This is a genomic window from Peredibacter starrii (genome assembly GCF_034259205.1).
GTDB lineage: Bacteria > Bdellovibrionota > Bacteriovoracia > Bacteriovoracales > Bacteriovoracaceae > Peredibacter > Peredibacter starrii.
Map to the genome: position 1 here is coordinate 87,476 of NZ_CP139487.1, position 25,293 is coordinate 112,768.

A 25,293-nucleotide genomic window follows, 5' to 3' on the forward strand; every position below is an offset into this window, starting at 1 on the left:
GTCATATGAATATTCTTATCGCTCTTCTTCTCTCTTGTTCGATCTTCGCCAAAGACCCTGCTATGGTCTGGGGAAAAATTGTAAAAGTTGATAAGACGGTCAAGAACGTAAGCTATAAGTACTTTGTGACCTATGAAGTTAACGGTAAATTTCACGCTTATCCACTCGAGACTAAAAATAAAAACATCGCTGAACAAATTGCTAAAAATGAGAATCAACTCATTCGCATCAAAGGCGATATCAAAACGGTCAAAGTCGCCATTGATGGCCCGGCCCAGGACATTCCCGTTTTTATTCCTGAAAGCCTTTCACCGCTCACGCTGTCTGAATTAGCAGTGGAATTTAAGCCGGATTTAGAAAAGAAACCGGCCGATGTAAATCCTCCGAAAGAGGCCTATAACGGCGGCGGAATTAGAGTGAATGATACCCTTGCTAATACTCTGATCATTACTGGTGGAGCACTCATGGTTGGCTCCGCTCTGATTAAATCACTCAACAAGAAATAAAAAAGGGCCCGAAGGCCCTTTCATTTTTAGTTTGTTCCGTCGTCAATCTCAACCATCAAGAAGCCGGCCTCAAGTGCCTGACCCTCTTTCACGTTGATGGCCTTAATTGTACCATCCGCGCCTGATTTGATTTCGTTTTCCATCTTCATCGCTTCAAGTATAAGCACAGTTTCACCTTTAGTGACCTTGTCCCCTTCTTTCTTCATAAGCTTCACGACCTTACCAGGCATTTGCGTGATAAGAGCACCAGCGCCGCCTTTGTTAAGACCCGAAGGCTTGAAGCCGCGAAAAACCTTATAAACTTCAGAGTTTGAAACCAGAACTTCATTCACACCCAGGGCAGCGAGTTTCTTCCACGCGACACCATCAAATGAATAAAAGTTTTTACCAGCAAGATTCTTGATCAGAAGTTTTGTCTTCGCGCCATCAACTGTGAACTCCATTACTTTTCCAGGATGGATTTCAACATCCAGAGCGAACTCTTTCATATCTTGGTTCATGAAATAGTATCTCATTAGTTACCTCCAGCTTGGTTAAGCTCAATGGCAGCAACTTTTAACATGAAGGCCTTGATATCTTCTTTCGCAGCTACTTTCTCTTGCGGCTTAACAGTACCAATATAGTTCGTTGAGTAGTGACCTTTCACGAAGTTCTCTTCGTTCAGGATCACACGGTGAAGAGCGATATTGGTCTTAATACCATCAATGATCAAACCATCAAGTGCCGACTTCACTTTACGAAGTGCCACCTCACGGTTGAAACCTTTGGCGATGAGTTTACCGATCATTGGATCGAAGTCCGGAGTGATCGTAAATTTTGGATAAATACAGTGATCGAAACGAATACCTTGCGGGAAAGTCGTCTCGAAGCCCACGATTTTACCCGGAGCTGGAAGCATCGAAATTGGATCTTCCGCACAGATACGAAGTTCAATGGCATGGCCCTGAATCTTGATATCGTCCTGAGTTTTAAAATCTAGTGGTTCACCGAAAGCGGCCTTGATCATGTTTGCCACAAGATCCACACCTGTGATTTCTTCAGTGATCGGGTGCTCTACCTGAATACGTGTGTTCATCTCAAGGAAGTAGAACTTCTTATCTTCACCCATAATGAATTCAACTGTACCAGCTGAATCGTAGTTCACAGCTTTGGCACATTTAACCGCAGTCTCACAGATTGATTTACGAAGGGCCTCATCTGTTCCAATGAATGGAGATGGAGCTTCCTCGATGATCTTCTGGTGACGACGCTGAACTGAACACTCACGTTCAAACACGTGGAACACATTGCCTTTTTTATCAGCAAGGATCTGCACTTCAATGTGGTGAGGATTCAAAATGTATTTCTCAACCAGAAGTCCGGCGTAACCGAAACCTGAAAGAGCTTCACGTTGAACTGCTGCGAAGTTTGCTTTGATTTCTTCTTCTGAGTAACAAGGGCGCATACCCTTACCACCACCACCAGCAACTGCTTTAAGAAGGATCGGGTAACCCATATCGTTCGCAAGCTTGATGGCCTCTTCTACTGAAGGCACTTCACCAGTTGAACCGGGAACCACAGGAACACCTGCTTCCTTTGCCACTTGTTTAGAAATGTCCTTAGCACCCATTTTGTAAACCGCAGTCGGGTTTGGACCAATGAAAGTCACGCCCTTCTTCGCAAGTGCTTCTGAAAACTCACGGTTCTCAGACAGGAATCCGTAACCCGGGTGAACACCATCGATTTTATAATCATCGATGAGCTTCATGATCTTCGGAATATCTAGATATGTTTCTTTGTTGTTATTACCAGCAAGATGTACCCATTCCTGGCAGAACTCAAGATGAGGTGGTTCAGTTTCATTGTCGGTCCAAACGCCGACAGAAACCAGACCAAGCTCATTCAAAGCTTTCGCCACACGAATAGCAATCTCACCACGGTTAATGATTAAGACGCGTTTACCTTTCATAGTGGAATGTTCCCGTGTTTACGCTCAGGACGGTTAACTTTTTTGTGCTCCAGAGCTTTAAGGTATTGATAAAGACGCTGACGAGTGATTTCCGGATTGATGATTTCATCCAGGTAACCAAGCTCGGCCGCGCGATAAGGGTTGGCAAAGTTGTTCTCGTAGTTTTCTACGTGCTTCGCTTTGTTCGCCATATCGTTACGGAAAATAATGTTCACTGCACCATCTGCACCCATAACTGCGATCTCTGCAGTTGGGTAAGAAAGATTGATGTCAGCGCGGATGTGTTTCGACGCCATAACGTCATAAGCACCACCGTAGGCCTTACGAGTAATAAGCGTGATAAGAGGAACCGTCGCTTCAGAGTAAGCGTAAAGAAGTTTAGCTCCATGACGGATGATCCCGCCGTACTCTTGAACTGTACCAGGTAGGAAGCCCGGAACGTCTACCAGAGTTATGATTGGAATATTGAAAGCATCACAGAAGCGCACGAAACGAGCGGCCTTCACAGATGAGTCGATGTCCAAACAACCAGCCAGGAAGTTAGGTTGGTTTGCTACGATACCAACTTTGATTCCACCGATTGAAGCAAAACCAGTAAGAATGTTTTTCGCGAAGTCAGCGTGAACTTCCAGAAAGTGCTGATCATCGATCACTTCAAGAATAAGCTCGTGCATATCGTACGGCTTCTTCGAGTTATCAGGGATGAAATTCTTAAGTTTGTTGTTCGTACGAGTAACTGAGTCTGTTGTCAGTTTCGCTGTATGCTTAATTTGATTACATGCAGGGATGAACGCCATAAGTTCTCTTACGCGCTCAAAACAATCATCTTCGTCGTCACAACGGAAGTGTGCGACACCAGATTTTTCATTGTGAGTATGAGCACCACCAAGAGCGTCTTTTGTTACTTCTTCGTGAGTCACAGTTTTAATAACATCCGGACCAGTCACGAACATGTATGACGTTTTATCTACCATGAAGATGAAGTCAGTCATGGCCGGAGAATAAACCGCACCACCAGCACATGGCCCCATGATCAAAGAGATCTGAGGAATCACACCTGAGGCCTGAACGTTACGGTAGAAAATCTCAGCGTAACCAGCAAGAGCGTCAACGCCTTCCTGAATACGAGCTCCACCAGAATCGTTAATACCGATCATCGGGATTTTGTTCGCCAGAGCGAAGTCCATCACCTTACAGATTTTTTGCGCGTGGGCCGCACCAAGAGCACCACCCCAACAAGTAAAGTCTTGAGAGAAAAGGGCAACTTGCTGGCCATTGATTTTCGCAATACCAGTTACCACACCGTCACCCAGGTACTTTTGTTTCTCCATACCAAAGTTATGACTACGGTGAACCACAAATTTATCGAATTCAATAAATGAATCTGGATCTACCAGTTTACTGATTCGTTCACGGGCAGTGTATTTGCCCTGTTCATGTTGCTTGTTGATTCTTTCAGTACCGCCACCTAGTTCGGCTTCACGGCTGAAAGTAGCGAGTTGCTCGCGTCTTTGTTCGTTGGTCAGCATTCGACCCTCCTGAAATGTATCGGAAAGTTATACCTTGCTTAGACCAGAGGGTAAAGTTTTGACACTCTAAGTAAAAGGCCCCAGAAAGGGGCCTTGAGATTAAAAATTTTGAATTTTAGACTAACGGCAACCGCGACCAGAGCTGAGGTTGTAACCAATTTGGTTAAGAGAGTGGTAAACCTCTTGAATTTTCTGCTTCTTAGAGAATTCATCCATGTCAGATGTGTTAAATCTCTCAAGATCTTCATTGATGTCTTTAAGATCCAAAATTTCGCACGAGTAAGCCGAGCTATAAACTAATTGTGTCAGTTCTGTATAAGCTGCGCCTGAAACCACTTCCGCAGCTACCAGGTAAGCGCTTGATGGGCCAAGTGGGAAAATTTGTTCGCGACGAAGCACCAGGCTGCTATTCACCACAAAAAGCATATCTCTTACCATCTCGAGCATGTTTTGCTCGAATGCTAGTGTACGAGAATAACGACAGCCAAAACGACGGGCCTGACAGCTATAAAAACGATAATCAATTTTTTCTGCGGTAGCAAAGATCAGATCATAAAAGCTTTCAAGTGCGATCGCTGTAGCTTTTGTGCCTTTCACATCTTTTGCCACTTCTTCTTTTAACATCACACCCAGGTCATGAGCGTGTGTGATAAGTCTAAGCGTAATTGGATTCAGATCCCCGTAACGTTGAGTTGAGTTGGACTTAAGTCCAGCGATCAATGAATTAACCGCACCTGTGAAATCCCCATTCATACTGGCATTTGAAGCATCAAAACGAGCGCGCTCTAATAAACGTAAAGTGCGGTCGCAATAAGCGCGGAATTCGGCGTCCGCATCCACTTCAGTTCCATTTTGAGCAACGTGAGCAGAAGCAGTATTAAAATTTATCAGAGAGCTTAAACCTAGGAGAAGAGCAAACGTCCAATTTTTCATACAGAAATCCTTATTAGTAAGCGCAAGAGCGCGATTCAATTTGTTTTGTTATAGAACGAACTTCCAAAACGAAGCGGTTAAGCTTAATGGCGTCTTCTTTCGTTGAAGTTCTGCCGTCCAGATAAGTCTGAACATTGCGAGAAAGACGAACTAATAGTTTTGACTGACACTCAAGCGCGTTCGAGAAAAGAGTTTCTTTAAGGTCATTTGCTACTTCAGCACTTAGGTACGAAAGCGCCTGCATATATTGAGTTACCGGGATCGCCGTAAAGTAGGTGCTGCGATCTGATTTCAGACGAACAAATCTCTGCTCTAGACCAGTTAGTTGAGAAACTGCGATATCAACCAAGAGTTCTTCCAGCTCACGAACGCCCATTGGACGGCCCTGAGTTGAATAAGGAATATAGTGATCACGGTCTACACGGAAGGCCACGTCCTCAATATGAAGTGTGTACCAATCCATAAACGAAAGAAGACCTTGCATATGATTGTGCTGAATCAAAGCACCGTCTGGAAGTTTCCCGCCGTTGATAACTGAAGGAATCTCGAGCAACTGAGCAAGACGAATCCCTCTTGTGATCGCGCGGTAAGTAAGTGAATTGTCCTGGGCCTGTGGAGCCTGTTCAGAACTCGCCGCCGCTGCAATAAGACCATTATAGAAAACACGAAGAGCACCGATTTTATCGTTATTATAATTAAGACGCTCAAGAGCTTCGGCACGAGTCTCTCTCACCATGATCGAAGCATCATCACACCAGTTAATCAGTGCGAAGTTCATACCACCACCGATTCCGCTTCCGCCTTCACCGGCCTGAACTGTTAGTGAAGCGAGCACCATCATTCCAGTAATCAGTTTCTTAAAATTCATAATATCCTCTGCTATTCAGTTATTTGTAAAAGTTGTGAGCCGATCTGCACCACCAAATCATTGGCGTGCTGAGTATTACCGGCATACTTTTCAAGAATTTTTTTAGTAAACTCCTTCATCTCAGCTCGAAGGTTTTCGAATTGTGAATTAGGAATACTGAGTGTAATCAACTGGGCAGCACGTTTCTCGTAAGACAGCTGTTCCATCGCCTCCGCGGCCTTAAGAGCAAATTGCTTATGAAGATTCGCTGAGCTCTTGAAGTTGGCGGCATTGTCTTCAAATAGAACCACCGGCTCAGACTGAACCAGTTTGCCTGATTCATTGCGAGTCACCAGACCCAGGGCCATCAGGTCATTCAAACCTTCAACCACTTTCTCTTTCGTGATTTTCTTATCGAGTTTTGAGATGATCCACTCCGGTTCCTCACGGAAGCCTTTCAGGGTAACCAACTCGCGTAGCACCACCAGGTGCCACTCATTTAAATAACGGTATTGGTGTTCAAGCACTTGAACCAGTTTTGCTTTCTTCCCACGAGCTCCCACTTTCATGCGCTCAAAGAAATACAGCTTTTCTTTTTCAGTCTCGGCCTGGTTAAACATCACCATGTTTTCAAAATAGATCGCTTCTTCGGCAGAAAGATCCATGGCAGTCGAGAAACCAAGAATTGATTTAGAAGTTAGATTACGTTTGTTCTTAACAATTAGACCTAAGTAACCACGAGAGTTCTTTCCGAAACCGGCAGCATAAATGAAAGCGTTCTCTGAATAGTTTGAGTTCTTCGACTTCTTAAAAAGATACATGTCTCTTAAGAAGACGCGATAATTCATATATTCAAAGATCACCGGTCTTTCAGTGATGACCTTGGTTTCAATCGTTTCTGTTTCTTGCGAAACAGACGCGCTGATAACTTCTTCAGTAGTTTTGGTGTCATTTCCCAACATGGGGCTGTCCTTGTTTAGTGCCCCAGATATATCTCGGGTGCTGACAACTTGGACACCAATTGTAATTTTTACACAAGACTTTCCGATGACCACCAGTCAGCAGGTCAGAAGGCTATAATGTCGGCCAAATGAAGTGGTTATTGTTCACACTACTATATATATGTGCGACTTCCTGGGCGTTTGCCGAAGCGGCGAATGTTCGTTGGTCACGTCTGGGTTTTGTTTTCGAAGCAAAGGATGAGCTTTATCGTAATCAGCAGCAGGATCTCCTGCTCGCAAGTACTGATATCGCCGAACAACTCTCCGATATTCAATTATCAAAACTTCCCTCTGAAGCGCGGGATAAAATCAAGCATAAAACCATCACTTTGATCTTTGAAAAGAACGCCTCGACCGATGCCGTTTTCTATCCTCCGGGAACGAAGGCCGGCAGAGGAAATGATGAGTGGATAATTACTCTTAATCCGGCCCTTATTTCGACTCCAGATTATCTTAAAATTATCTCTCACGAGTACTTCCACGCCGTTCATTATTCCATTAATCCGAATGAAGTAAGTTGGGTGCGCGAAGGTCTGGCACAATTGTTTGAGTACCGTCTCTATAATGGATTTAATTTTGCACACACTCACGCGGGCCTTACTAAGAATGAATTTCCCCTCGAAGCGGAGTTTGATATCAATGATTATCGTCCGGAGAAATATGGTAATACCCTCCTCTACTTTTATTATCTAACTAGCCACTGTGATAAAGACGATACGCTTTTCTGGACTCTCGTAAATAGTGGCGGTTCAGGACGGGATGGAATTAATCGCGCTCTTCAACTAGAAAATTCCAGCATACCTTTATGCCGAGATTTCTCTTCATCGGCAGAAGGTTTTTCACTCGCAAAAATGGCCAATAGCTATAGTGGCTTTGAGCAGTCCTCATTGACCTTTATTATGCCTTCTTCTCATCGCCTCCAAATCGATGCCCAGAAGGAGCTTTCCCTCCTCGCTAACCCAGATAAGTTCTGGTCTTCGATCCAGAGCTATCAACCTCAACGCCTCTCTTTAAAGACCGCTCAGGAACTGATTAAAACGGCTCCTGCTTCGTTTAAATGGTGGGGACTTGAAAAGAACTACCCTAATCGAATTAAGGCCCTAAAACCCCAAGATCTCATGACCCTGTCCCCTGCCTGGGACGTGGGTGTTCTTGCGACTGACAGTCTCTAGCCTGCTGACTGGCAGACATCACAAAGCGCTATGAATTTTTTACAAACGACCGGTTCCAGGTCAGCAACCATGTTACTCATTAGGAAATCAAAAGCCCTAAGGAGATCATATGAAATACATGTTGTTGATGTTTGCTTTACTTTGCTCTGGCCTAGTACACGCGGCCCTTGAAGTTGGTTCTTACGATGGTGTGGATAACGCTAGAAATGATTATGAACTTCACGTTCGTGAACTTCCAGAAAGACGTGGAAGCTTCATCGGTCTTCTTATTAATGGCAAACAATCAAAAGTTCGCGCTTATCTAATTGATGCATTCTCTTCTAGTAAGTACGGTCTTCTTTCATTACGTCTTACTGGTAACTATAATATTGGTGTAAGCAACACACTTCCATCAATCAGCTTAACAGCAACTTCAGATACACTGGTACTAACTCCAAACGGTGAAAACGATATGGGGTTCAGCACTTCAATTACATTCAAAACAAAGAGCAAAAAGCCTCTTCGTTGGTCACCACTTATTGCGGGTAACTACTCAAGCAAACAAATCGTGGTTTCAAACCTGGATGCAGAAAACGAAGCAACCATGACAAGTAAGGCGCAAGGTCTGGTTGGTGATTACGTTCTTCGCGAAACTCGCCAGGACATGTATGTGGTTCTTTCAACTCAGCTGACTTCAACTGGTGTGAAGCTTGATAAAAACGCAACTTTGTTCGCGGTATTTATGAAAGGCGGTCGCTTCGGTGGTGATCAACTCGTTATCGTAAACAGCGCTACTGGTGCAGCAGCTCGAGCTGGTAACTAAGAAGGACGCAGGAGAAACTTTATGAAAACGACATCTATGATGACATTCATCCTGCTTGCCACTCTTACAGGTAAAGCATTTGCTCAAAAAAACTCAAGCCTTCCAGATATTCCAGCTCCACGTGAGTTAACGGAAGTAGGAAGTGAGTTCGCAGAAGGTACTATCACTCGTCTTTCAGATGGAGAAGCTTCGGTCTTCGTTCCATGGGCGCAAAACGCTCAATCGGTTCTGACTAAGGCCCTTCGTGATATTCAAACTATGACGGTACAACAGCAAGTTCGTCACCTGACTGCCATTATGAAGTCAGTGGTAACGAACTCTGGTTCGAAGAACTATCAGATGTTCATGCGGTTCGTACTTAACCGTACTCTTCTTTTAGTTCAGGAAACAGTTAGCCAGTCAGACTGGAATGAGCCAGGAACAGCAGAGAGCGTTCTCGATCTTCAAGTAACTGGAATCAACCTCGCGCTTAAATTCTATGAATCAGATTTGAGTTATCAGAGTCGCGCTAACCGCGGCAATGATGCTGTAAACCAGTCATACGCGATCTTCGGGGCCACTTTTGGTAAAGAAATGATCAGATCAATCCAGAACATCACGGATGCCTCTGCTCAGTACCGTGTTCTGTATAAGACACTTGAAATGGTTAACTGGGACTTCTCACGTGATGCGATCGCGATTGAGTTCGCTGACGCCATCGTTGAGATTTACAACACGCTCAACACTCTTAATGAACAACCGACCAATAATGATTCTGAGAGCGTACTTGCTATCAGACGTTTAAATGTACTGGTTAATAGTGTGGCATCTGTTGAGAGAACAATTCTTCTTAGCAATGAAACAACTCGTAGAACGCTTCAGGAGCGTGAGCGTCTAGAGCGCATGCAGGCCACACAAAGACAAATGGAATTGGATGTTGCTCGCGGCATTTCAGTTATGTCGAATGACAAATTTTATGTAGTTCTTGGAAACAATGAACTTGAAAGACATAGAGATTGTTTGTCTAAACAAACGACTAACACAGACCACATTCTGGTTATGCAAGGGAATAGAACTCCTCAAAAGTACTATAACAGTTCAAGCTACTGGTCTGCAGACACTGCTTGTCGCATGATTATCAATGGTAATTCACAGGTGGAAACATCTAAGAGCTTCAACTTTTATGGTGAAATTGAAAAGCAAGGTTATAGCTTTCAGGCACCTTCAGTATCTTCACTCATGTACCAGTGCTACAACTTTTTACAAGAGAAAAGAATTACTCAAACGGATATCTTTTCGGTTGGAACGAACAATTCAGTTCCAAGAATTCATACGAATTCAAGTTCATACTGGAGAGGCCCGGCCAATATCTGTATGGCAATTCTGGACAAGGTTCTTTAAGGCATAATTATGAAACTTTTAATTCTATCGACAGTACTATTTATCGGAAACGCTATGGCCAAGGACCTTCCTCCGGTCCAGGCACCTCGTGAGTTAACAGAAACGAGCAGTGAATTCGCGGAAGGCACAATCACTCGCCTTTCAGCGGCCGATGTGGATATTTTCATCCCTTATGCACAGAATGCTCAATCGGTTTTGAACAAAGCGCTCGAAGACATTCGTTCGATGACTGTTCAGCAACAGGTGAAACACCTGACGGCCGTAATTAAGGCCGTGGTTAGGAATTCTGGTCAGAAAAACTATCAGACCTTCATGCGCTTCTCACTTAACCGTACGCTCTTTCTAGTTCAAGAACTGGTTAAAGAAACTGACTGGGCAACTTCTGGTACAGTTGAGAATGTTCTGAATATTCAAGTGAAAGGAATTGAGCTCGCTCTTCGTTTTTATGAATCGGATCTGGCGTATCAGCGTCGAGCTAACCAAGGTAAAGAAACAGTGGCCCTGAATCATGCCGCCTTTGCCAATGACTTCGGCCGAACCATGCTTACTGCTACCCAAAACGTACTAGATGCTTCAGCTCAGTATCGTTTGCTTTATAAAATTCTCGAGATGATCAACTGGGATTTCTCTCGTGATCAATATGCTATCGAGTTGTCTGACACGATTGTTGAGATTTATACCACCCTTTATTCAATGGACGAAAACCCAACTGCCAACGACGCTGACAGTGTTCAAAACATTCGCCGTTTAAATACTTTGATTGCCTCTGTTGAGAAGACTTCTGGTGTCCTGAATGAGATCGCCCGCAAAAATGGCGAAGAGTTATCGGAACGTCAGCGTGAACTTGAGCGTGAAGCTATTCGCCAGCGTTTACCTTTAAAGCAGGGTCAAGCAATTTTCAACGTTACAAACCAGAACAGCCCACTCTTAGGCGTGATTCATGAAATCAGAAAAGATACAGTCGTCCTTAAGTATTCAGACAATACCTATGGAACTGTTGCTATCACTCAGCTTGGTTATACTACTGGCTGTGTAAAAGATATTTGTGTTGGGGATAAATTGTTCAATATGCCCGCAAACAACCAGGACCACAACTCCATGAAGGTTGTGGGCATTACTGCCGATGACAAATTTGTACTTCAGTATCTGGATGGAGAATACACGAATGAAATCTACAGTGGCTGGACTGCCCAAGTATTGTCCAAAACCACTGGTTGTTCAGGACAACTGTGCGTGAACGATACTGTCTTTAATATGAAAAATAAGTTTCAAGCTAAAATTGTTGGGATCCAACCAGATGGAAATTATATTCTTCAATATTTAGATGGCGAGTATACAGGTGAACGCGGCGGCGGCTGGACTGCCGAATATCTAACTAAAATTAAATAAGCAAAAGGCCCCAATTAATCGGGGCCTTTCTTTTTTAGTAAGTAACCTGAATGAGCTGCATTCCCATCTGCACCACTTCTTCATTAGTGGGTCCCACCGAGTACTTCTGCAGGATCTGCTGCGCAAAGAATCTCATTTCGTGCCTTAGATCTTCAAACCGATTCTTAGGAATACTTAGAGTAATCAATTGGGCACACCTCTTGTCCTGAGGAAGATTTTCCATCGCATCCACTGCCTTAAGTGCAAAGTGCTTTTGCAGGGCCATCGAATTTCTGAGCGTTGGAGACGTGACCTCTAACAAAATGGGCCCATCCGCGTTGACCAATTTTCCCTCTTCATTTCGAATCACAAAACCCAAACCAATAAGATCCTTGATTCCCTCATCGATTTTTTCTCGAGTAATCGTTCCCCCGAGTCGGTTCATGATCCATTCCGGATTCTCTTCAAAATCTTTAAGTTCAATCAGTTCTCTTAAAACTGAAAGATGCCATTCATTCAAATAGCGAGACTGATGTTCCATCACCTGAAACACTTTAACGTCATTACCTTTCACATCTTTTTTCATCTCTTCAAAAAAACGGTTCTTTTCAATATCATTATCGGCCTGATTGAAGTGAACCATATTTTCAAAATACTTGGTTTCTTCCGGACTGAGATCCATTGCTTTCGCAAACCCATCAATGGATTTCTGGGTCAGATTTCTTTTGTTTTTCACCACTAGTCCAAGATACCCGCGCGAGTTTTTTCCAAAGCCTGCCGCGAATACAAAAGCATTTTCCGAAAAACTTGGATTGCGAGACTTTTTGTAAAGATACATGTCTTTCAGAAAGCGACGGTAGTCTACGTATTGAAAAATATCTGGCTTATCCATACCTCTTCCTTGTTGGTCTAATAATTAGCGTAAACGTAGAGTTGAGGGGTAACCAGAGTGCCGGAATTTTGAGGGAACACTTTTTTGAGCAAAAAAAAGGGCCCTGTGAGAGGGCCCTATTAGGATTTTCTATTCGCCCGCTGCTCTTTTCTGAGCTCGCTTATCAAGGCCGTACTTCTCGACCTTCATAATCAGACCCGCGCGAGAAATACCAAGTTCCTTCGCAAGTTTTGACTTGTTGAAGGCACAACGTTTTAGACCTTCACGGATCATCAGAATCTCTAGTTCTTCCAGAGCATCTTTCAGTGAACCGTTTGTGTTCACACCTTTAAGGAAGCTACCACCAGAGTGAGATGGAGCGTGACCATGAGACTCTCCGCTTTCCAGAATTCTTGAAGAAAGCATATCCGGCGTGATGTTTTTATCTTCACCCGCGATTACAACCAGACGCTCAACTTCGTTTTGAAGTTCACGTACGTTACCTGGCCATGTGTGATCCAGCATCTTCTCAAGACACTTCTTCGAGAAGGTCTTAAGTGGAAGACCTGCTTCCTCACAACGCTTCTGAAGGAAGAAATCCATCAGGACCGGAATATCTTCCTGACGCTCACGAAGAGGTGGAAGGGCCACGTTGATCACGTTAATTCTGTAATAAAGATCTTCTCTGAACTCACCTTTAGCGATCATCTCTTTAAGGTTTTTGTTCGTTGCCGCCACTACGCGTACATTTACTTTCTTCGGCTGAGTTGCACCCACCGGCATGAACGTACCTTCTTGAAGGATACGAAGAAGTTTTACCTGCATTGATGGAGACGTGTCCCCGATTTCATCCAGAAACAGTGTTCCGCCGTTAGCAACTTCGAATACACCTTTCTTGTCCTTGATCGCGCCTGTAAACGCACCTTTCACGTGACCGAACAGTTCTGAGTCTAGAAGGTTATCGTTAAACGCTGAACAGTTTACTGCCATGAAAACAGCATCTTTTCTTGGTGAATTATAGTGGATCGCCTTCGCCACCATTTCTTTACCGGTACCGTTCTCACCTTGAATCATAATTGTAGATTCAGAGTTCGATACTTTTGAAAGAAGGTGATAAACCTGTTGCATCTTTTTCGATTTACCAATCAGGTTATGATAACGGTATTTGTTACCGATCTCAGAGTTAAGGTCCATGATGCGAGCCTCACGCTTCGAAATTTCGTGGTGGAAAGTGCCCACTTCATCCGCAACGATCGCCACAAGTTCTTTCATCTCGTCGTAGAAGCGACCCGCGAATTTTTTAATTTTAGAAACCGCAACTTTAGCGTCTTCCTGGCCAATGCCACACTCGACAACTTTTTTAACAACATTCTCAACCTCTTCAGTTGTTGAAGTATCTTTGAAATATGGATAAGCGATCACCACTCCACAGAACTCATCGTCTACTACCACTTTATGTGAGTAACCATATGTTCCCGGGAAGAAAGCATCGAACTCATAACTCATCTCTGAAGACGAGTTGAAAAATTCGAATACTTTTTCAACATCTGCTTCCAGCCAGTCATGACCGAATGAATGAGACATTTGTAGTTTTAAGAAAGGTGATTTGAATGAATAACCCGGCTCTTGCACGAACTGCACGCGGCCTTGAGTATCAACATACAACACGTCCAGCCCGTACCAATTACCAACAATCTTCTCGAGGCTTTTCGTAGTATGTAGATCCTTAATCGCTTTCCAATCAATCATAGACTTTCTCCTGTATGAGATGCCCATTCCATGAACACCTTTAAATTTGATCGTCTAACTTATCGGCACTTTGTCGGATTTCTTGACAGGAGAATTGTTCGATTGCGGATTTTATTTACAGCTTGCGGGTAGAAATCTGGATGAATTCGTCAAAAGTTTGGAAAAACATGGTCTTATTCCACTCCTGAGGGCCCACGTACTTACGGAGGGTGGTCATGTCTGACGAAAACACATAGGTTTCAGGCACACGAGTGGTCCCGAAAACGTCACGGTGAACGTTCTTATTATCCAGGAGCCAAGTGATATTAGCTTTAGGGATGGCGATGGTCTTTAAGTGCTTCTCGACCTTCACTTTGTCATCATTCACGGCCACGAGCAGGAACTTAACCTCTGGTTGGCCTTCAAATCGCTTTAAAAAGCTTAACAGGTCAGGGAGCTCAGCTTCACATGGGCCGCACCAAGTGCCCCAATAATGGACAACCAGGAGGCTCGTGCGATCTTCGAATACTTTCTGAACGTCGAAGGGCCGGCCATCGAGAGTTTCAAATGTAGCTTGTGGGAGTTTCGCCAGAATCGCGCCCTGCTTATGCTCCAATTGGCCCTCAAGGGTCTTCTTTTGATAGACCGAGTACCCAACAGCAGCAGCAATAACGAGAAGAATGACGATGATACGATTTAGCATGGCTTACAGACTCAAAAAAAAAGCCCTCTTTCGAGGGCTTTTTTAAAATTACTCAACGAAAGCGATGTAAGCTTCTTTAGCACCGTCACCAAGACGACCTTCAGCAAGCTTAAGGATACGAGTATATCCACCTGGGCGTTGCTTGAATTTTGGAGCAACGTTTGTGAATAGAGCAGCTACTGCTTCTTTGTTGTTAAGTTTTGTGAAAGCTAGACGACGGTTAGCAACCGTATCGTTCTTAGCGATAGTCACAAGCTTTTCAACGAAAGGCTTGATAGCTTTAGCTTTTGTTTCTGTAGTACGGATTTTACCGTGGATGATTAGTTCCATAGCAAGACCCTGAACAAGAGCTTTTCTGTGCTGAGGCTTAACGCCTAGTTTGTATTTGTGGTTACCGTGTCTCATATAATTCCCCTAAATTAGAACGCTTCTTAGTCAGCGTGCTGAACTTGTTTCATGATATTGTCGACTTTCATGCCAAGGCCAAGTCCCATCGATGAAAGAATCTCTTTAATTTCGTTAAGAGATTTACGACCGAAGTTCTTAGTACGTAGCATTTCGCCTTCTGTTTTAGAAACGAGCTCGTAGATATATTTAATGTTAGCGTTATGTAAACAGTTAGCTGAACGAACAGATAGCTCAAGCTCAGAAACTGGCTTAAGAAGTGCTTCGTTAGCAACGCCACCAGTAGAAGCTGCAGCCGTAGGCTTAACTTCAGCAGGTGCATCTTTATCTTCAAAGTTAAGGAAAACAGAAAGTTGGTCACGAAGGATTTTTGCTGAAATAGCTACAGCATCAACCGGATCGATACCAGCATTTGTCCAAACTTCAAGAGTTAGCTTATCGTAGTCAGTTCTCTTACCAACACGTGAGTTTGTCACAGTGTAGTTCACACGGTGAACTGGTGAGAAAAGAGTATCGATATAGATCCAACCAACAGGTAGATCAAAAGCTTCTTTGTTATCTAGAGCAGTAACATAACCTTTACCACGAGCAACTTTTAGCTCCATACGGATTGATCCGCCTGAAGAAACGTTAGCGATAACGTGTTCTGGGTTAAGAACTTTTACGTTTGCATTTTCTTGGATATCAGAAGCTTTAACAGCGCCTTCATTGTTCTTCTCAAGAACAAGAGTCACTTCTTCTTTATCGATGATCTTGAAACGGATCTCTTTTAGGTTAAGAATGATCTCAGAAACTTCTTCTTTGATGTTATTGATTGTGCCGAACTCATGGTCAACACCGTCAACTTTAACAGCAACAATACCAGCACCTTGTAGTGATGATAGAAGAACTCTGCGAAGAGAGTTACCAAGAGTAAGACCGTAGCCGCGCTCAAGTGGCTTAGCTGTGAACTTACCGTAGTTAGACTTAAGACCTTCTGTATCTACTTCTAAAGCAGCCGGACGAATCATACCGGCCCAGTTTTTACTCATAAAAGAATTCATTAATACTCCTAATTAGCAGTGGAACAGAAACGCAACAATAAGCTTTCGCTTATACTCTTCTTCTCTTCGGAGCGCGACAGCCGTTGTGAGGCATTGGGCTCATGTCAGCTACAGAAGTGATTCTGAGGCCGGCAGCAAGAAGAGCGCGGATTGCGTTTTCACGACCAGCGCCTGGACCTTTAACTTTAACGTCTACAGAGTTAAGGCCATGTTCAGCAGCTTTCTTAGCAGCTTCTTGAGAAGCTACTTGAGCAGCGAATGGAGTTGATTTTTTTGAACCGCGGAAGCCAAGGCCACCAGCAGAAGCCCAAACAACAGCGTTACCATCAGCATCGCTGATTGTTACGATTGTGTTGTTGAACGAAGCGTGGATGTGACATACGCCGTGATTTAAGTTCTTACGAACTTTCTTCTTGCCGCCTTTATTTGCAGCAGCAGAAGTATTCATACCAGAAGCTTTTTGAGCATTAGTTTGAGCCATATATTCCTACCTTAAATTATTTCATTGCCTTGATTGATTTCTTACCCGCGATCGCTACAGCAGGACCCTTACGTGTACGAGCGTTTGTGTGTGTACGCTGACCACGAACCGGAAGACCCTTACGGTGACGGATACCACGGTAACAACCAAGATCCTTAAGGCGCTTGATGTTTAGAGCGATTTCACGACGAAGGTCACCTTCTACAGTGTACTCATCAAGAGCAGTACGAATTGCTTGTACTTCTTCTTCGTTAATATCATTTGAGCTCTTATCGCCGTGAATTCCAACTTTCGCTAGAACATCAGCTGCAACTTTAGGGCCTACGCCGTAAATTGCTCTTAGAGCTACGCTCATTTTTTTATTTCTTGGTAAGTCTACACCTAATAAACGTGCCATATCTTTCCCTTATCCTTGTTTCTGCTTATGCTTTGGATTTACTTTGCAAATTACGCGAAGAACGCCTTCACGCTTTACAACTTTACAGTCTTTACAGATTGGTTTTACCGATGAACGTACTTTCATAATTTAACCCTTGCTTCTAAAAATGATTCGACCTTTATCAAGGTCATATTTACTAATCTCAATCACAACCTTATCTCCAGGTAGGATCTTGATAAAATTCATTCTCATCTTCCCGCTGATGTGGGCTAAAACCACATGCCCATTCGGGAGTTTTACTCTAAAACGCGTATTGGGTAAAAGTTCGAGAACTTCCCCTTCCACTTCAATTGTGTCAGTTGACTCAGCCATGCCCTTCCTAAATAGAAAGTGATCTTATATATAAAAAAAAACTAGAAGACAATATTATTTAATAACGGAACGTCACACTTTTGACGAAATCATATTATAGATTTCTTCAACCGATCCTTCCGCATCAACCTTCATCAAACGTCCAAGATCTTGATAGTACTTGATAACGGGATTGATTGTGTCTTGGAACACCGTTAGGCGATTCTTGATCACATCTTCCTTATCATCGGCTCTCTGTTGGAGATCCGTACCACCGCACTGGTCGCATACGCCCATTACCTTAGGCTTTTTTGAGATGAGGTTATATATAGCACCGCAGTTCTTACATGTCCTGCGATTTGTTAGTCTTTCGACTAACTTAGTCATATTAATTTCGAAGTACACCGCTAATGACGGAGCACCCTTCAATACTTCAGCATCCAGGGTCTGAGCTTGCGCCAAATTTCTTGGATAGCCATCAAAGATATACTGAGAAGCCGTCAGGTTAATGTTGGCCTGAAGGAGTCTGATAACGAGTTCGTCTGAAACCAGCTTACCCTCGTCCATTACTTTCTTCACTTCAAGACCAAGCGGAGACATCTTGCTGATTTCAGAGCGAAGTAAGTCACCAGTAGAAATGTGTTTAAAATTTCTATCAGCTACTAACTTGTTGGCCTGTGTTCCTTTTCCAGAACCCGGAGCCCCTATGAAAATCAGGTGAGACTTCATTAGAACCTTTTCACGCCTGAGTACTTACCTTTAACTTTGTAAGCCGTGTCCAGACGCTGAGAAATCATGAAACCTTCAGCCTGGGCCATCGTATCGATAGCTACACCCACAAGAATTAGAAGAGAAGTTCCACCGAAGTAGAACGGTACTTTTGCGTAGTTAAATAGGATAGAAGGCATTAGACAGATAGCTGCTACATAAATAGCACCTACAAGAGTCAAGCGGCTTACTACCTGGTTAAGGAAATCAGCAGTCTGATCACCTGGACGGATACCTGGAATGAATCCACCGTTCTTCTTTAAAGACTCAGAAACGTCTTCAGTCTTGAACTGAATTGTTGAGTAGAAGTACGCGAAGAAAACGATCAAGCCGATGAATACGCAGTTGTAAAGCATGCGACCTGGATAGAACAACTGCTCAATGTTCGTGAAGTAAGCCTTAATAGGGCTTTCTTGTGGGACAAATTGAGAGATAGTTGTCGGGAACCCTAGAAGTGCACTCGCGAAAATCGGAGGCATTACTCCAGAGATATTTACTTTAATTGGAAGGTGAGAAGACTGACCACCGAACACACGGTTATTAACAACACGCTTAGCGTACTGAACCGGAACTTTGCGGAAAGCTCTCTCTACGAAAATGATGAACCAGAAAGAAACCAACATAATCGCTAGAACGATTAGAAGGTTTACGATGCTCATTTCACCGTTTTGTAGAAGGTTGAATGTATCTCTGATACCTGTTGGGATACCAGCAGCGATACCTGCGAAAATGATAAGAGAAATACCATTACCGATACCTCTTTCTGTGATCTGCTCGCCCAGCCACATTACAAACATTGTACCGGCAGTTAGACTGATAACAGTTAAGAGACGGAAACTCATGCCTGGATCAATCACCACTGGAAGACCATTTGGCGATTTGATGTTCTCAAGACCAACCGCTAGACCATAACCCTGGAAGAAACACAGAAGTACAGTTGCATAACGAGTGTATTGAGAGATTTTCTTATGACCATCCGGCTCTTTTTGAAGTTCGCCAAGGGCCGGGATCGAATAAGATAGAAGAGAGAAAATAATCGAAGACGTGATGTAAGGCATGATTCCAAGAGCGAGTACTGAGAAACGCTCAAGAGCTCCACCTGAGAAGGTGTTGAACACGCTAAAGAGAGAACCTTTCATTCCATCAAAAAATGATGAAAGAGCGGCCCCATCAACTCCCGGTGTAGGGACTTGAGTGGCCACTCGATATATTCCAAGCATTAAAATGGTAAAGAAAACTCGTTTTTTTAGCTCTTCGAGCTTAGAAACATTCGATGACATCCTTGTATCCTTCTTTAATTAAGCATTCTCGACTTTGCCGCCAGCTTTTTTGATTAATTCTAAAGCTTTAGCAGAGTACTTTTCAATGCCTTTAAAGGTAAGAGCCTTATTAAAATCGCCTTTTGCCAAGATTTTGATCGGCATAGACTTATTAATACCAGCTAGGAAACCTTTTTCGATAAGAGTTTCGCGTGAAACTACTTCTGAATCAAACTTAGCAGCTAGCTTCTCAAGGTTAACAACAGCGTATTCAACTTTGAATGCCGCGTTAGAGAAACCAACTTTTGGTAGACGTCTGTAAAGAGGCATCTGACCACCCTCGAAACCGATGCGGATACCGCCACCAGAACGAGCTTTTTGACCCTTGTGACCTTTACCAGCTTGAGTACCTTGACCAGAACCCTGACCACGGCCGATACGCTTGATATTCTTGTGGGCGCCTTTTGGGCTTTTTAGTGTTTTAAGAGTTAACATTTTAAACCTCTATTATTTTACGATCTCGAGCCACTGGATCATAGCTTTGATCATTCCACGAACAGCTGGAGTATTCTCAAGCGTTTTCGTGTGATTGATTCTTCTAAGACCTAGGCCGCGGACTGTAGCTTTTTGCTTATCAGTACAAGCGATTGTGCTTCTGATTAGTTTAACTGTAATTTGCTTGTTGCTCATATATCACCTTAAGCTTTTGGAGCTTTAGCCTTCATACGAAGACCTTTAGTGTTTACACCGCGAACAGTTGCCACTTCATCAAGTGAACGAAGGTTCTTAAGTGCTTTGAAAGTTGCTTTTACGATGTTGTGTGGGTTTGATCCACGAACAGACTTAGTAAGTACGTTCTTAACACCAGCAAGCTCAAGGATTGAACGACATGCACCAGCAGCTTTAATACCAGTACCTTCGCCAGCAGGTTTAAGAAGAACTTCACCAGCGCCGAATAGACCTAGTACTTCGTGAGGGATTGTTCCGTTCTCGATAGATACTTTGATCATACGCTTAGAAGCTTTCATTCCAGCCTTGCGGATAGCATCAGGAACTTCTTTTGCTTTACCAAGACCGTAACCAACTTTACCGTTCTTATCACCTACAACAATTAGTGCTGCAAATGAGAAACGACGACCACCCTTAACTACTTTAGCTACGCGGTTAACAGCAACAACTCTTTCTTCTAGATCTGGATTTAGACCTTCAGTTTGAGGTTTCTTTTCTGCGCGAGGGGCACGAGCTGGACGCTTGCCACCTTTCTTATCAGATTTCGCTTCTGTTTCGTTTTCTACTTCGTTGTTATTTTCTTCGCTCATACTTTCCCCTAATTAAATTTGGATGCCGTTTTCACGGATTGAGTCAGCAAGTGCTTTAATAACACCTGTGTACTGTTTACCGCTTCTGTCGAATACGGCTTTAGAAAGGTTATTCTTCTTGAGCGTAGCTGCAACTGCTGCACCAACTTTCTTAGCGCCTTCAGCATTTGCGTGATCAGCAACTTTTGCTTTTCCGTATGTTTGTACAGAGAAGATTGTAGCTGACTTAACATCGTCAATAGCTTGAACACGAAGGTGCTTGTTAGTTTTAGTTACACACAAGCGAGGAGCTTCGGCAGAACCTACCACTTTCTTTCTGATAGAAAGCTTGCGGCGGTATTCTTTTGCCTTAGTTTCATTTTTAATTTTTGCGGTATTTTTTCTCATAACTCACCTATTATTTTTTAGCACCTGTTTTACCGGCCTTACGGATGATTGTCTCATCTGTGTACTTCAAGCCCTTCCCCTTATATGGTTCAGGCTCTCTGAAAGAGCGGACTTGAGCGGCAACGAAACCAACAAGTTCTTTATCGCAACCGTGGAATTCAATCACGTTCTTATTAACTTTAGCTTCAACACCTTTTGGGAGTTTGTAGTCAATAGAGTGAGAGTAACCAAGGTTAAGAGTTAGAGTGCTACCAGAAACAGCAGCCTTGTAACCTACACCGTTAAACTCAAGAGATTTTACGAAACCAGTTGTTACACCAGTTACCATGTTACCAAGGAGCGTTCTAGACATACCCCAAACAGCTTTAGCAGATGTAGTCTGGTTAGCTGGAAGTACGTTGATTGCTTTATCAGCTTTTTCAATTTTCACATCTTTGTGAAAAGTATAAGAAAGCTGACCCTTAGGGCCTTTTACGTCAACGGTAAGACCGTTAACTTTAACTTCTACTTTATCAGGAATGCCTACCGGCTTTTTTCCAATACGTGACATAAGTTGCTCCGATTACCAAACGTTACAGATGATTTCGCCACCTAGTTTCAGAGAGGCTGCTTTGCGAGAAGAAATAATTCCCGCAGAAGTGGAAACAATTGAAACACCAAGTCCTGATAGAACTCGAGGCATTTCAGTATAGCCTTTATAAACTCTTAATCCCGGTGATGAGATTCTTTTAAGACCAACGATAGCACCTTCTTTAAGACCGATTTTGATCACGATTTCAGAAGGAGACTTAGCAGCGATCTTGAAAGACTTAATATAGCCTTCTTCTTTTAGAACGCGGCAAATGTTCGCTTTAATTTTGCTAGCAGGAAGCTCAAGCTTATCAAGGCCGGCTTTGTTAGCATTGCGAATTCTTGTTAACATATCTGCGATAGGATCTGTCATCATAAATTATTTCCCCTTCCTTACCAGCTAGCTTTAGTCACACCAGGGATGAGACCATTGTTTGCTAGTTCACGGAATTTATTTCGGCTAAGTTTAAAATCACGGAAAAATGCACGAGGTCTTCCAGTTAGTTCGCAACGGTTACGTACGCGATTTGGATTTCCATTACGTGGAATCTTCTGAAGTTTTGCACGAGCTGCATCTCTTTCTTCATCAGAAAGTTTTGCATCTACTGCTTTTGCTCTAAGAGCAGCAGCCTTCGGGCCAAATCTCTTAGCTAGTTTTTCTCTTTTCTTATTTTTTACTACTGCGCTTAAACGTGCCATAGTTCCCTCTTACTTCTCTCTGAAAGGCATGCCGAAAAGCTTAAGCATTTCGCGGCCTTCTTCGTTATTAGTAGCTGTCGTAACAAAGCTAATCCCCATACCACGGATCTTATCGATCTTGTCGTAGTCGATTTCTGGGAAAATGATTTGCTCTTTTAGCCCCATAGTATAGTTACCTTTACCATCGAAGCCCTTCGGAGAAAGACCACGAAAGTCTTTTACGCGAGGGAGAGAAAGGTTGATCAAACGATCAAGGAACTCGTACATTTGCTCACCACGAAGAGTAACGAATGCACCAAGAGCTTGGTCTTGACGAAGTTTGAATGAAGCAATTGATTTCTTAGCGCGAGCTACAACTGGTTTTTGACCAGTGATCGCTGCTAGGTCTGCAACAATGCTATCTACCATTTTGCCGTTTGAAACTGCATCACGAGTAACACAGTTAACGATGATTTTTTCTAGTTTTGGAATCTGATGAACGTTCCCGTATTTGAACTTTTCATTCAGCTTCTTTTTAATCTCTGATTCATACAGAGCTTTTAAACGTGCCATATGTTTCCCTCAGAATTACTTGATTTCGGATTTGCTTTTGGCAGCAACTCTTACGTTTTTGCCAGCAACTTTTTTAACAGCTACTCTTGTTGGTTTTCCAGATTTTGGATCCAATAGAGCAACGTTACTGATATGGATGGCTTTTTCCATATCCACAATTCCGCCTTGTTGATTCTGTTGATTAGGCTTGATTGCTTTTTTAACTACGTTTACACCTTCAACGACAACACGATTTGTCTTGAAGTTGATTGACTTGATCTTGCCCTGTTTGCCTTTATCTTTTCCGGCAAGGACTTGAACAGTGTCGTTCACTTTCAGCTTTTGCATTTTTTCTCCTTACACGCTGATTAGAGCACTTCGTGAGCGAGTGAACAGATCTTTGCAAAGTTCTTGTTTCTTAACTCTCTCGCTACAGGCCCGAAAATACGTGTACCTACTGGTTCATTATTTGCTGCAATAATAACCACGCTGTTTGTATCAAAATTAATATAAGAACCATCTTCGCGTCTTACTGGGTAAACAGTACGAACGATTACGGCTTTTTTAACATCACCTTTCTTAACTTTACCGCCAGAAATTGCTTGCTGAACGGCTACGACGATAACGTCGCCAACTTGAGCGCTCATATGCTTAGAACCGCCCAGTACTTTAATACACTGAACTGTTTTCGCGCCAGAGTTATCGGCCACGTCTAGGATCGATTGTTGCTGAATCATATTTACTCCACTACTTCGTGATCGAAACTAGTTCCCATCTCTTCAATTTAGAGTATGGCTTAGATTCGATGATTGTGACTGTTTGACCTACAGAAGCTTGCTCTTTTTCATCGTGAGCGTGGTACTTCTTAGATGTAGTCACGAACTTGTTGTACTTAGGGTGCATAGTTTTTCTTTCAACTTTAACAACGATTGTTTTCGATGTTTTGTCGCTTACAACTTCACCAATAAGTGTTCTTTTAAATGTTGTGCTCATTGTTCACCCGTCTTATTTTTTAGCGTTTTTGAAAGTTAAGAGACGGGCAATGTCTTTCTTAAGTTGTTTCACAACGTGTGGCTTATCAGAGCCAGTTGTAAACTTTGTGAACTTATTATTGAAAAGTTCTGACTTAAGAGTTGAAACCTTCTCGTTCAATTCTTTCGCGCTAAGTTTTGAAATTTCGCTGCTTTTTAACATAACTACCTCTACTAATCCAGTTTATTCCGCAGCATTAGTAGGGGCGTCAGCCGATACTAAGTCCGCTTTAGATACGATTTTCGTTCTAACTGGAAGTTTATACTTTGCTAGTCTAAGTGCTGCATCAGCAGTTGCTTTATCTACGCCACCGATTTCGAAAAGAATACGGCCCGGCTTAACTACAGCAACCCACTCCTCTGGCGACCCTTTACCTTTACCCATACGTACTTCCGCTGGTTTTTTAGATAGGGACTTATCAGGGAAGATTTTGATCCACATCTGACCGCCACGTTTTGTTTCACGAGAAATCGCGATACGAGCAGCTTCGATCTGACGGTTAGTAATGAATCCACAAGTTGTAGCTTGAAGACCGAATTCACCGAAAGTGATTGTATTCCCTGAGTTTGCAGCGCCGGTCATACGACCTTTCTGCATCTTTCTATGTTTTACTCTTTTAGGACTTAACATAATGTTACCTCTAAATAATTACTATTTGTAAATTTCGCCCTTATAAACCCAAACTTTAACGCCGATGATACCGAACGTTGTTTTAGCCTGAGCAGTGTTGTAGTCGATGTCAGCACGTAGAGTGTGAAGAGGAACCTTCTTCTCTGCGTAACCTTCAGTACGAGCGATTTCCGCTCCACCTAGACGACCAGCACACTTAATCTTGATACCTTTCACGCCTGAGCGGAAAGCTGAAGTCATTACTTTCTTCATAGCGCGACGGAAGGCTACACGCTTCTCAAGTTGTTGAGCGATGTTTTCAGCAATTAGTTTAGCTTCTGAATCCGGACGTTTTACTTCTGCAATGTTGAAAAACAAAGGGCAGTTTGTAATTTTTTTAAGGTCATTACGGATTTTTTCGATCCCTGTACCTTTTTTACCGATCGCAACACCTGGTTTAGCAGAGTAAACAGTTACTTTTACCTGGTCAGCTGTACGAGTGATTTCAGTTTTAGCGATAGCAGCTTGTGAAAGCTCAGTATCGATATAGTTACGGATAGCTAGATCTTGTTGAAAGATATCCGCGTAGTTGTTTTTAACATACCAGTTAGAGTGCCACGTTTTGATGTAGCCAAGTCTGAAACCGGTTGGATTAACCTTTTGTCCCATTTA

Annotated in this window: 36 protein-coding genes; 5 read left to right on the plus strand and 31 right to left on the minus strand. The window is 43.0% G+C overall.

Annotated features, from left to right (window positions below; all coding sequences use genetic code 11):
- Window positions 1-5: 5 nt before the first annotated feature.
- Window positions 6-506 carry a hypothetical protein gene (locus SOO65_RS00445; RefSeq protein ID WP_321395363.1) on the plus strand — a complete coding sequence of 167 codons (501 nt, stop codon included), beginning with the start codon at window positions 6-8 and terminating at the stop codon, window positions 504-506.
- A 26-nt stretch (window positions 507-532) separates the two neighbouring features.
- On the opposite strand, the gene SOO65_RS00450 is transcribed toward SOO65_RS00445, so the two are convergent.
- The 6 genes from SOO65_RS00450 to SOO65_RS00475 form a co-directional block, all read right to left on the minus strand.
- A complete protein-coding gene (locus SOO65_RS00450; protein WP_321395365.1) occupies window positions 533-1,021 on the minus strand; it encodes an acyl-CoA carboxylase biotin carboxyl carrier protein subunit in 489 nt (162 codons plus the stop codon).
- Complete coding sequence (locus SOO65_RS00455; protein WP_321395366.1) at window positions 1,021-2,454, minus strand: acetyl-CoA carboxylase biotin carboxylase subunit; 1,434 nt, start codon at window positions 2,452-2,454, stop codon at window positions 1,021-1,023. The genes SOO65_RS00450 and SOO65_RS00455 overlap by 1 nt, the downstream gene beginning before the upstream one ends.
- Window positions 2,451-3,983, minus strand: a complete 1,533-nt coding sequence (locus SOO65_RS00460; RefSeq protein WP_321395368.1) for an acyl-CoA carboxylase subunit beta — start codon at window positions 3,981-3,983, stop codon at window positions 2,451-2,453. Before SOO65_RS00460 ends, SOO65_RS00455 begins: the two co-directional genes overlap by 4 nt.
- 120 nt (window positions 3,984-4,103) lie before the next feature.
- Entirely contained in the window at window positions 4,104-4,916 is an 813-nt protein-coding gene (locus SOO65_RS00465) for a hypothetical protein (RefSeq protein ID WP_321395370.1), read from the minus strand.
- Window positions 4,917-4,929: 13 nt separating this feature from the next.
- On the minus strand, window positions 4,930-5,784 hold the full coding sequence (locus SOO65_RS00470; protein ID WP_321395372.1) for a hypothetical protein: 855 nt from the start codon (window positions 5,782-5,784) through the stop codon (window positions 4,930-4,932).
- Between the two features lie 11 nt (window positions 5,785-5,795).
- Complete coding sequence (locus SOO65_RS00475) at window positions 5,796-6,725, minus strand: TIGR02147 family protein (protein WP_321395373.1); 930 nt, start codon at window positions 6,723-6,725, stop codon at window positions 5,796-5,798.
- A 128-nt stretch (window positions 6,726-6,853) separates the two neighbouring features.
- On the opposite strand from SOO65_RS00475, the gene SOO65_RS00480 reads away from it, so the two are divergent.
- From SOO65_RS00480 to SOO65_RS00495, 4 genes are all read left to right on the plus strand, one after another.
- Window positions 6,854-7,936, plus strand: a complete 1,083-nt coding sequence (locus SOO65_RS00480) for a hypothetical protein (protein ID WP_321395375.1) — start codon at window positions 6,854-6,856, stop codon at window positions 7,934-7,936.
- Between the two features lie 109 nt (window positions 7,937-8,045).
- Window positions 8,046-8,738, plus strand: coding sequence for a hypothetical protein (locus tag SOO65_RS00485; RefSeq protein WP_321395377.1), 693 nt, complete (start codon window positions 8,046-8,048; stop codon window positions 8,736-8,738).
- Window positions 8,739-8,759: 21 nt separating this feature from the next.
- Window positions 8,760-10,118, plus strand: a complete 1,359-nt coding sequence (locus SOO65_RS00490) for a hypothetical protein (RefSeq protein WP_321395378.1) — start codon at window positions 8,760-8,762, stop codon at window positions 10,116-10,118.
- 9 nt (window positions 10,119-10,127) lie between these two features.
- Complete coding sequence (locus SOO65_RS00495; protein WP_321395380.1) at window positions 10,128-11,507, plus strand: hypothetical protein; 1,380 nt, start codon at window positions 10,128-10,130, stop codon at window positions 11,505-11,507.
- 34 nt (window positions 11,508-11,541) lie between these two features.
- Here SOO65_RS00495 and SOO65_RS00500 read toward each other — a convergent pair whose 3' ends face one another.
- The 25 genes from SOO65_RS00500 to rpsC form a co-directional block, all read right to left on the minus strand.
- Window positions 11,542-12,378, minus strand: coding sequence for a TIGR02147 family protein (locus SOO65_RS00500; protein WP_321395382.1), 837 nt, complete (start codon window positions 12,376-12,378; stop codon window positions 11,542-11,544).
- A gap of 129 nt (window positions 12,379-12,507) precedes the next feature.
- Complete coding sequence (locus tag SOO65_RS00505) at window positions 12,508-14,106, minus strand: sigma-54 interaction domain-containing protein (RefSeq protein WP_321395384.1); 1,599 nt, start codon at window positions 14,104-14,106, stop codon at window positions 12,508-12,510.
- A 115-nt stretch (window positions 14,107-14,221) separates the two neighbouring features.
- A complete protein-coding gene (locus tag SOO65_RS00510) occupies window positions 14,222-14,788 on the minus strand; it encodes a TlpA family protein disulfide reductase (protein ID WP_321395385.1) in 567 nt (188 codons plus the stop codon).
- Between the two features lie 48 nt (window positions 14,789-14,836).
- Entirely contained in the window at window positions 14,837-15,193 is a 357-nt protein-coding gene (rplQ, locus tag SOO65_RS00515; protein WP_321395388.1) for a 50S ribosomal protein L17, read from the minus strand.
- Between the two features lie 26 nt (window positions 15,194-15,219).
- A complete protein-coding gene (locus tag SOO65_RS00520; RefSeq protein WP_321395390.1) occupies window positions 15,220-16,236 on the minus strand; it encodes a DNA-directed RNA polymerase subunit alpha in 1,017 nt (338 codons plus the stop codon).
- 49 nt (window positions 16,237-16,285) lie between these two features.
- A complete protein-coding gene (gene rpsK / locus SOO65_RS00525) occupies window positions 16,286-16,684 on the minus strand; it encodes a 30S ribosomal protein S11 (protein WP_321400166.1) in 399 nt (132 codons plus the stop codon).
- A 49-nt stretch (window positions 16,685-16,733) separates the two neighbouring features.
- Window positions 16,734-17,114, minus strand: a complete 381-nt coding sequence (gene rpsM / locus SOO65_RS00530; RefSeq protein ID WP_321395392.1) for a 30S ribosomal protein S13 — start codon at window positions 17,112-17,114, stop codon at window positions 16,734-16,736.
- A gap of 9 nt (window positions 17,115-17,123) precedes the next feature.
- Window positions 17,124-17,240: a 50S ribosomal protein L36 gene (rpmJ, locus tag SOO65_RS00535; protein WP_321395394.1), complete on the minus strand. Its 117-nt coding sequence runs from the start codon at window positions 17,238-17,240 to the stop codon at window positions 17,124-17,126.
- A 3-nt stretch (window positions 17,241-17,243) separates the two neighbouring features.
- Complete coding sequence (gene infA / locus SOO65_RS00540; RefSeq protein ID WP_321395396.1) at window positions 17,244-17,468, minus strand: translation initiation factor IF-1; 225 nt, start codon at window positions 17,466-17,468, stop codon at window positions 17,244-17,246.
- A gap of 72 nt (window positions 17,469-17,540) precedes the next feature.
- Window positions 17,541-18,176, minus strand: a complete 636-nt coding sequence (locus tag SOO65_RS00545) for an adenylate kinase (RefSeq protein ID WP_321395398.1) — start codon at window positions 18,174-18,176, stop codon at window positions 17,541-17,543.
- Window positions 18,176-19,495 carry a preprotein translocase subunit SecY gene (secY, locus tag SOO65_RS00550; RefSeq protein WP_321395399.1) on the minus strand — a complete coding sequence of 440 codons (1,320 nt, stop codon included), beginning with the start codon at window positions 19,493-19,495 and terminating at the stop codon, window positions 18,176-18,178. Before secY ends, SOO65_RS00545 begins: the two co-directional genes overlap by 1 nt.
- Before the next feature lie 18 nt (window positions 19,496-19,513).
- A complete protein-coding gene (gene rplO / locus SOO65_RS00555; RefSeq protein WP_321395400.1) occupies window positions 19,514-19,969 on the minus strand; it encodes a 50S ribosomal protein L15 in 456 nt (151 codons plus the stop codon).
- Window positions 19,970-19,981: 12 nt separating this feature from the next.
- Window positions 19,982-20,164 (minus strand): 50S ribosomal protein L30, encoded by a 183-nt coding sequence (gene rpmD, locus SOO65_RS00560; RefSeq protein WP_321395401.1) that lies wholly within the window; start codon window positions 20,162-20,164, stop codon window positions 19,982-19,984.
- 8 nt (window positions 20,165-20,172) lie between these two features.
- Entirely contained in the window at window positions 20,173-20,793 is a 621-nt protein-coding gene (rpsE, locus tag SOO65_RS00565; protein WP_321395402.1) for a 30S ribosomal protein S5, read from the minus strand.
- Between the two features lie 12 nt (window positions 20,794-20,805).
- Window positions 20,806-21,180: a 50S ribosomal protein L18 gene (gene rplR / locus SOO65_RS00570; RefSeq protein WP_321395403.1), complete on the minus strand. Its 375-nt coding sequence runs from the start codon at window positions 21,178-21,180 to the stop codon at window positions 20,806-20,808.
- A 10-nt stretch (window positions 21,181-21,190) separates the two neighbouring features.
- Window positions 21,191-21,730: a 50S ribosomal protein L6 gene (rplF, locus tag SOO65_RS00575; protein ID WP_321395405.1), complete on the minus strand. Its 540-nt coding sequence runs from the start codon at window positions 21,728-21,730 to the stop codon at window positions 21,191-21,193.
- A gap of 12 nt (window positions 21,731-21,742) precedes the next feature.
- Window positions 21,743-22,126 carry a 30S ribosomal protein S8 gene (gene rpsH / locus SOO65_RS00580; RefSeq protein ID WP_321395407.1) on the minus strand — a complete coding sequence of 128 codons (384 nt, stop codon included), beginning with the start codon at window positions 22,124-22,126 and terminating at the stop codon, window positions 21,743-21,745.
- 17 nt (window positions 22,127-22,143) lie between these two features.
- Window positions 22,144-22,449, minus strand: coding sequence for a 30S ribosomal protein S14 (gene rpsN, locus SOO65_RS00585; protein ID WP_321395409.1), 306 nt, complete (start codon window positions 22,447-22,449; stop codon window positions 22,144-22,146).
- Window positions 22,450-22,458: 9 nt separating this feature from the next.
- A complete protein-coding gene (rplE, locus tag SOO65_RS00590) occupies window positions 22,459-23,001 on the minus strand; it encodes a 50S ribosomal protein L5 (RefSeq protein WP_321395411.1) in 543 nt (180 codons plus the stop codon).
- A 15-nt stretch (window positions 23,002-23,016) separates the two neighbouring features.
- Window positions 23,017-23,328, minus strand: coding sequence for a 50S ribosomal protein L24 (rplX, locus tag SOO65_RS00595; RefSeq protein WP_321395413.1), 312 nt, complete (start codon window positions 23,326-23,328; stop codon window positions 23,017-23,019).
- 20 nt (window positions 23,329-23,348) lie between these two features.
- A complete protein-coding gene (rplN, locus tag SOO65_RS00600) occupies window positions 23,349-23,717 on the minus strand; it encodes a 50S ribosomal protein L14 (RefSeq protein ID WP_321395415.1) in 369 nt (122 codons plus the stop codon).
- 10 nt (window positions 23,718-23,727) lie between these two features.
- Window positions 23,728-23,973 (minus strand): 30S ribosomal protein S17, encoded by a 246-nt coding sequence (rpsQ, locus tag SOO65_RS00605; protein ID WP_321395417.1) that lies wholly within the window; start codon window positions 23,971-23,973, stop codon window positions 23,728-23,730.
- A 12-nt stretch (window positions 23,974-23,985) separates the two neighbouring features.
- On the minus strand, window positions 23,986-24,174 hold the full coding sequence (gene rpmC / locus SOO65_RS00610) for a 50S ribosomal protein L29 (RefSeq protein WP_321395420.1): 189 nt from the start codon (window positions 24,172-24,174) through the stop codon (window positions 23,986-23,988).
- Window positions 24,175-24,195: 21 nt separating this feature from the next.
- Window positions 24,196-24,642 (minus strand): 50S ribosomal protein L16, encoded by a 447-nt coding sequence (gene rplP / locus SOO65_RS00615; protein WP_321395422.1) that lies wholly within the window; start codon window positions 24,640-24,642, stop codon window positions 24,196-24,198.
- Between the two features lie 21 nt (window positions 24,643-24,663).
- On the minus strand, window positions 24,664-25,290 hold the full coding sequence (gene rpsC / locus SOO65_RS00620; protein ID WP_321395424.1) for a 30S ribosomal protein S3: 627 nt from the start codon (window positions 25,288-25,290) through the stop codon (window positions 24,664-24,666).
- Window positions 25,291-25,293 lie beyond the last annotated feature (3 nt).

Excerpts from the sequence above, each read along its gene's own strand:
- SOO65_RS00480 (WP_321395375.1), top strand. The coding sequence starts at position 6,854 with ATGAAGTGGTTATTGTTCACACTACTATATATATGTGCGACTTCCTGG.
- SOO65_RS00520 (WP_321395390.1), bottom strand. The coding sequence starts at position 16,236 with ATGAATTCTTTTATGAGTAAAAACTGGGCCGGTATGATTCGTCCGGCT.
- infA (WP_321395396.1), bottom strand. The coding sequence starts at position 17,468 with ATGGCTGAGTCAACTGACACAATTGAAGTGGAAGGGGAAGTTCTCGAA.
- rpmC (WP_321395420.1), bottom strand. The coding sequence starts at position 24,174 with ATGTTAAAAAGCAGCGAAATTTCAAAACTTAGCGCGAAAGAATTGAAC.
- SOO65_RS00490 (WP_321395378.1), top strand. The coding sequence starts at position 8,760 with ATGAAAACGACATCTATGATGACATTCATCCTGCTTGCCACTCTTACA.
- rplO (WP_321395400.1), bottom strand. The coding sequence starts at position 19,969 with ATGTTAACTCTTAAAACACTAAAAAGCCCAAAAGGCGCCCACAAGAAT.
- SOO65_RS00445 (WP_321395363.1), top strand. The coding sequence starts at position 6 with ATGAATATTCTTATCGCTCTTCTTCTCTCTTGTTCGATCTTCGCCAAA.
- rpsE (WP_321395402.1), bottom strand. The coding sequence starts at position 20,793 with ATGAGCGAAGAAAATAACAACGAAGTAGAAAACGAAACAGAAGCGAAA.
- SOO65_RS00450 (WP_321395365.1), bottom strand. The coding sequence starts at position 1,021 with ATGAGATACTATTTCATGAACCAAGATATGAAAGAGTTCGCTCTGGAT.
- SOO65_RS00475 (WP_321395373.1), bottom strand. The coding sequence starts at position 6,725 with ATGTTGGGAAATGACACCAAAACTACTGAAGAAGTTATCAGCGCGTCT.
- rpsH (WP_321395407.1), bottom strand. The coding sequence starts at position 22,126 with ATGATGACAGATCCTATCGCAGATATGTTAACAAGAATTCGCAATGCT.
- rpsM (WP_321395392.1), bottom strand. The coding sequence starts at position 17,114 with ATGGCACGTTTATTAGGTGTAGACTTACCAAGAAATAAAAAAATGAGC.
- SOO65_RS00485 (WP_321395377.1), top strand. The coding sequence starts at position 8,046 with ATGAAATACATGTTGTTGATGTTTGCTTTACTTTGCTCTGGCCTAGTA.
- SOO65_RS00510 (WP_321395385.1), bottom strand. The coding sequence starts at position 14,788 with ATGCTAAATCGTATCATCGTCATTCTTCTCGTTATTGCTGCTGCTGTT.
- SOO65_RS00505 (WP_321395384.1), bottom strand. The coding sequence starts at position 14,106 with ATGATTGATTGGAAAGCGATTAAGGATCTACATACTACGAAAAGCCTC.
- rpsK (WP_321400166.1), bottom strand. The coding sequence starts at position 16,684 with ATGAATACTTCTGCTGCTGCAAATAAAGGCGGCAAGAAGAAAGTTCGT.
- rplF (WP_321395405.1), bottom strand. The coding sequence starts at position 21,730 with ATGTCACGTATTGGAAAAAAGCCGGTAGGCATTCCTGATAAAGTAGAA.
- SOO65_RS00495 (WP_321395380.1), top strand. The coding sequence starts at position 10,128 with ATGAAACTTTTAATTCTATCGACAGTACTATTTATCGGAAACGCTATG.
- SOO65_RS00460 (WP_321395368.1), bottom strand. The coding sequence starts at position 3,983 with ATGCTGACCAACGAACAAAGACGCGAGCAACTCGCTACTTTCAGCCGT.
- rplE (WP_321395411.1), bottom strand. The coding sequence starts at position 23,001 with ATGGCACGTTTAAAAGCTCTGTATGAATCAGAGATTAAAAAGAAGCTG.
- rplR (WP_321395403.1), bottom strand. The coding sequence starts at position 21,180 with ATGAGAAAAAATACCGCAAAAATTAAAAATGAAACTAAGGCAAAAGAA.
- rpsC (WP_321395424.1), bottom strand. The coding sequence starts at position 25,290 with ATGGGACAAAAGGTTAATCCAACCGGTTTCAGACTTGGCTACATCAAA.
- SOO65_RS00500 (WP_321395382.1), bottom strand. The coding sequence starts at position 12,378 with ATGGATAAGCCAGATATTTTTCAATACGTAGACTACCGTCGCTTTCTG.
- SOO65_RS00545 (WP_321395398.1), bottom strand. The coding sequence starts at position 18,176 with ATGAAGTCTCACCTGATTTTCATAGGGGCTCCGGGTTCTGGAAAAGGA.
- rpsN (WP_321395409.1), bottom strand. The coding sequence starts at position 22,449 with ATGGCACGTTTAAGCGCAGTAGTAAAAAATAAGAAAAGAGAAAAACTA.
- rplQ (WP_321395388.1), bottom strand. The coding sequence starts at position 15,193 with ATGAGACACGGTAACCACAAATACAAACTAGGCGTTAAGCCTCAGCAC.
- rpsQ (WP_321395417.1), bottom strand. The coding sequence starts at position 23,973 with ATGAGCACAACATTTAAAAGAACACTTATTGGTGAAGTTGTAAGCGAC.
- rplX (WP_321395413.1), bottom strand. The coding sequence starts at position 23,328 with ATGCAAAAGCTGAAAGTGAACGACACTGTTCAAGTCCTTGCCGGAAAA.
- rpmD (WP_321395401.1), bottom strand. The coding sequence starts at position 20,164 with ATGAGCAACAAGCAAATTACAGTTAAACTAATCAGAAGCACAATCGCT.
- rplN (WP_321395415.1), bottom strand. The coding sequence starts at position 23,717 with ATGATTCAGCAACAATCGATCCTAGACGTGGCCGATAACTCTGGCGCG.
- rplP (WP_321395422.1), bottom strand. The coding sequence starts at position 24,642 with ATGTTAAGTCCTAAAAGAGTAAAACATAGAAAGATGCAGAAAGGTCGT.
- rpmJ (WP_321395394.1), bottom strand. The coding sequence starts at position 17,240 with ATGAAAGTACGTTCATCGGTAAAACCAATCTGTAAAGACTGTAAAGTT.
- SOO65_RS00470 (WP_321395372.1), bottom strand. The coding sequence starts at position 5,784 with ATGAATTTTAAGAAACTGATTACTGGAATGATGGTGCTCGCTTCACTA.
- SOO65_RS00465 (WP_321395370.1), bottom strand. The coding sequence starts at position 4,916 with ATGAAAAATTGGACGTTTGCTCTTCTCCTAGGTTTAAGCTCTCTGATA.
- secY (WP_321395399.1), bottom strand. The coding sequence starts at position 19,495 with ATGTCATCGAATGTTTCTAAGCTCGAAGAGCTAAAAAAACGAGTTTTC.
- SOO65_RS00455 (WP_321395366.1), bottom strand. The coding sequence starts at position 2,454 with ATGAAAGGTAAACGCGTCTTAATCATTAACCGTGGTGAGATTGCTATT.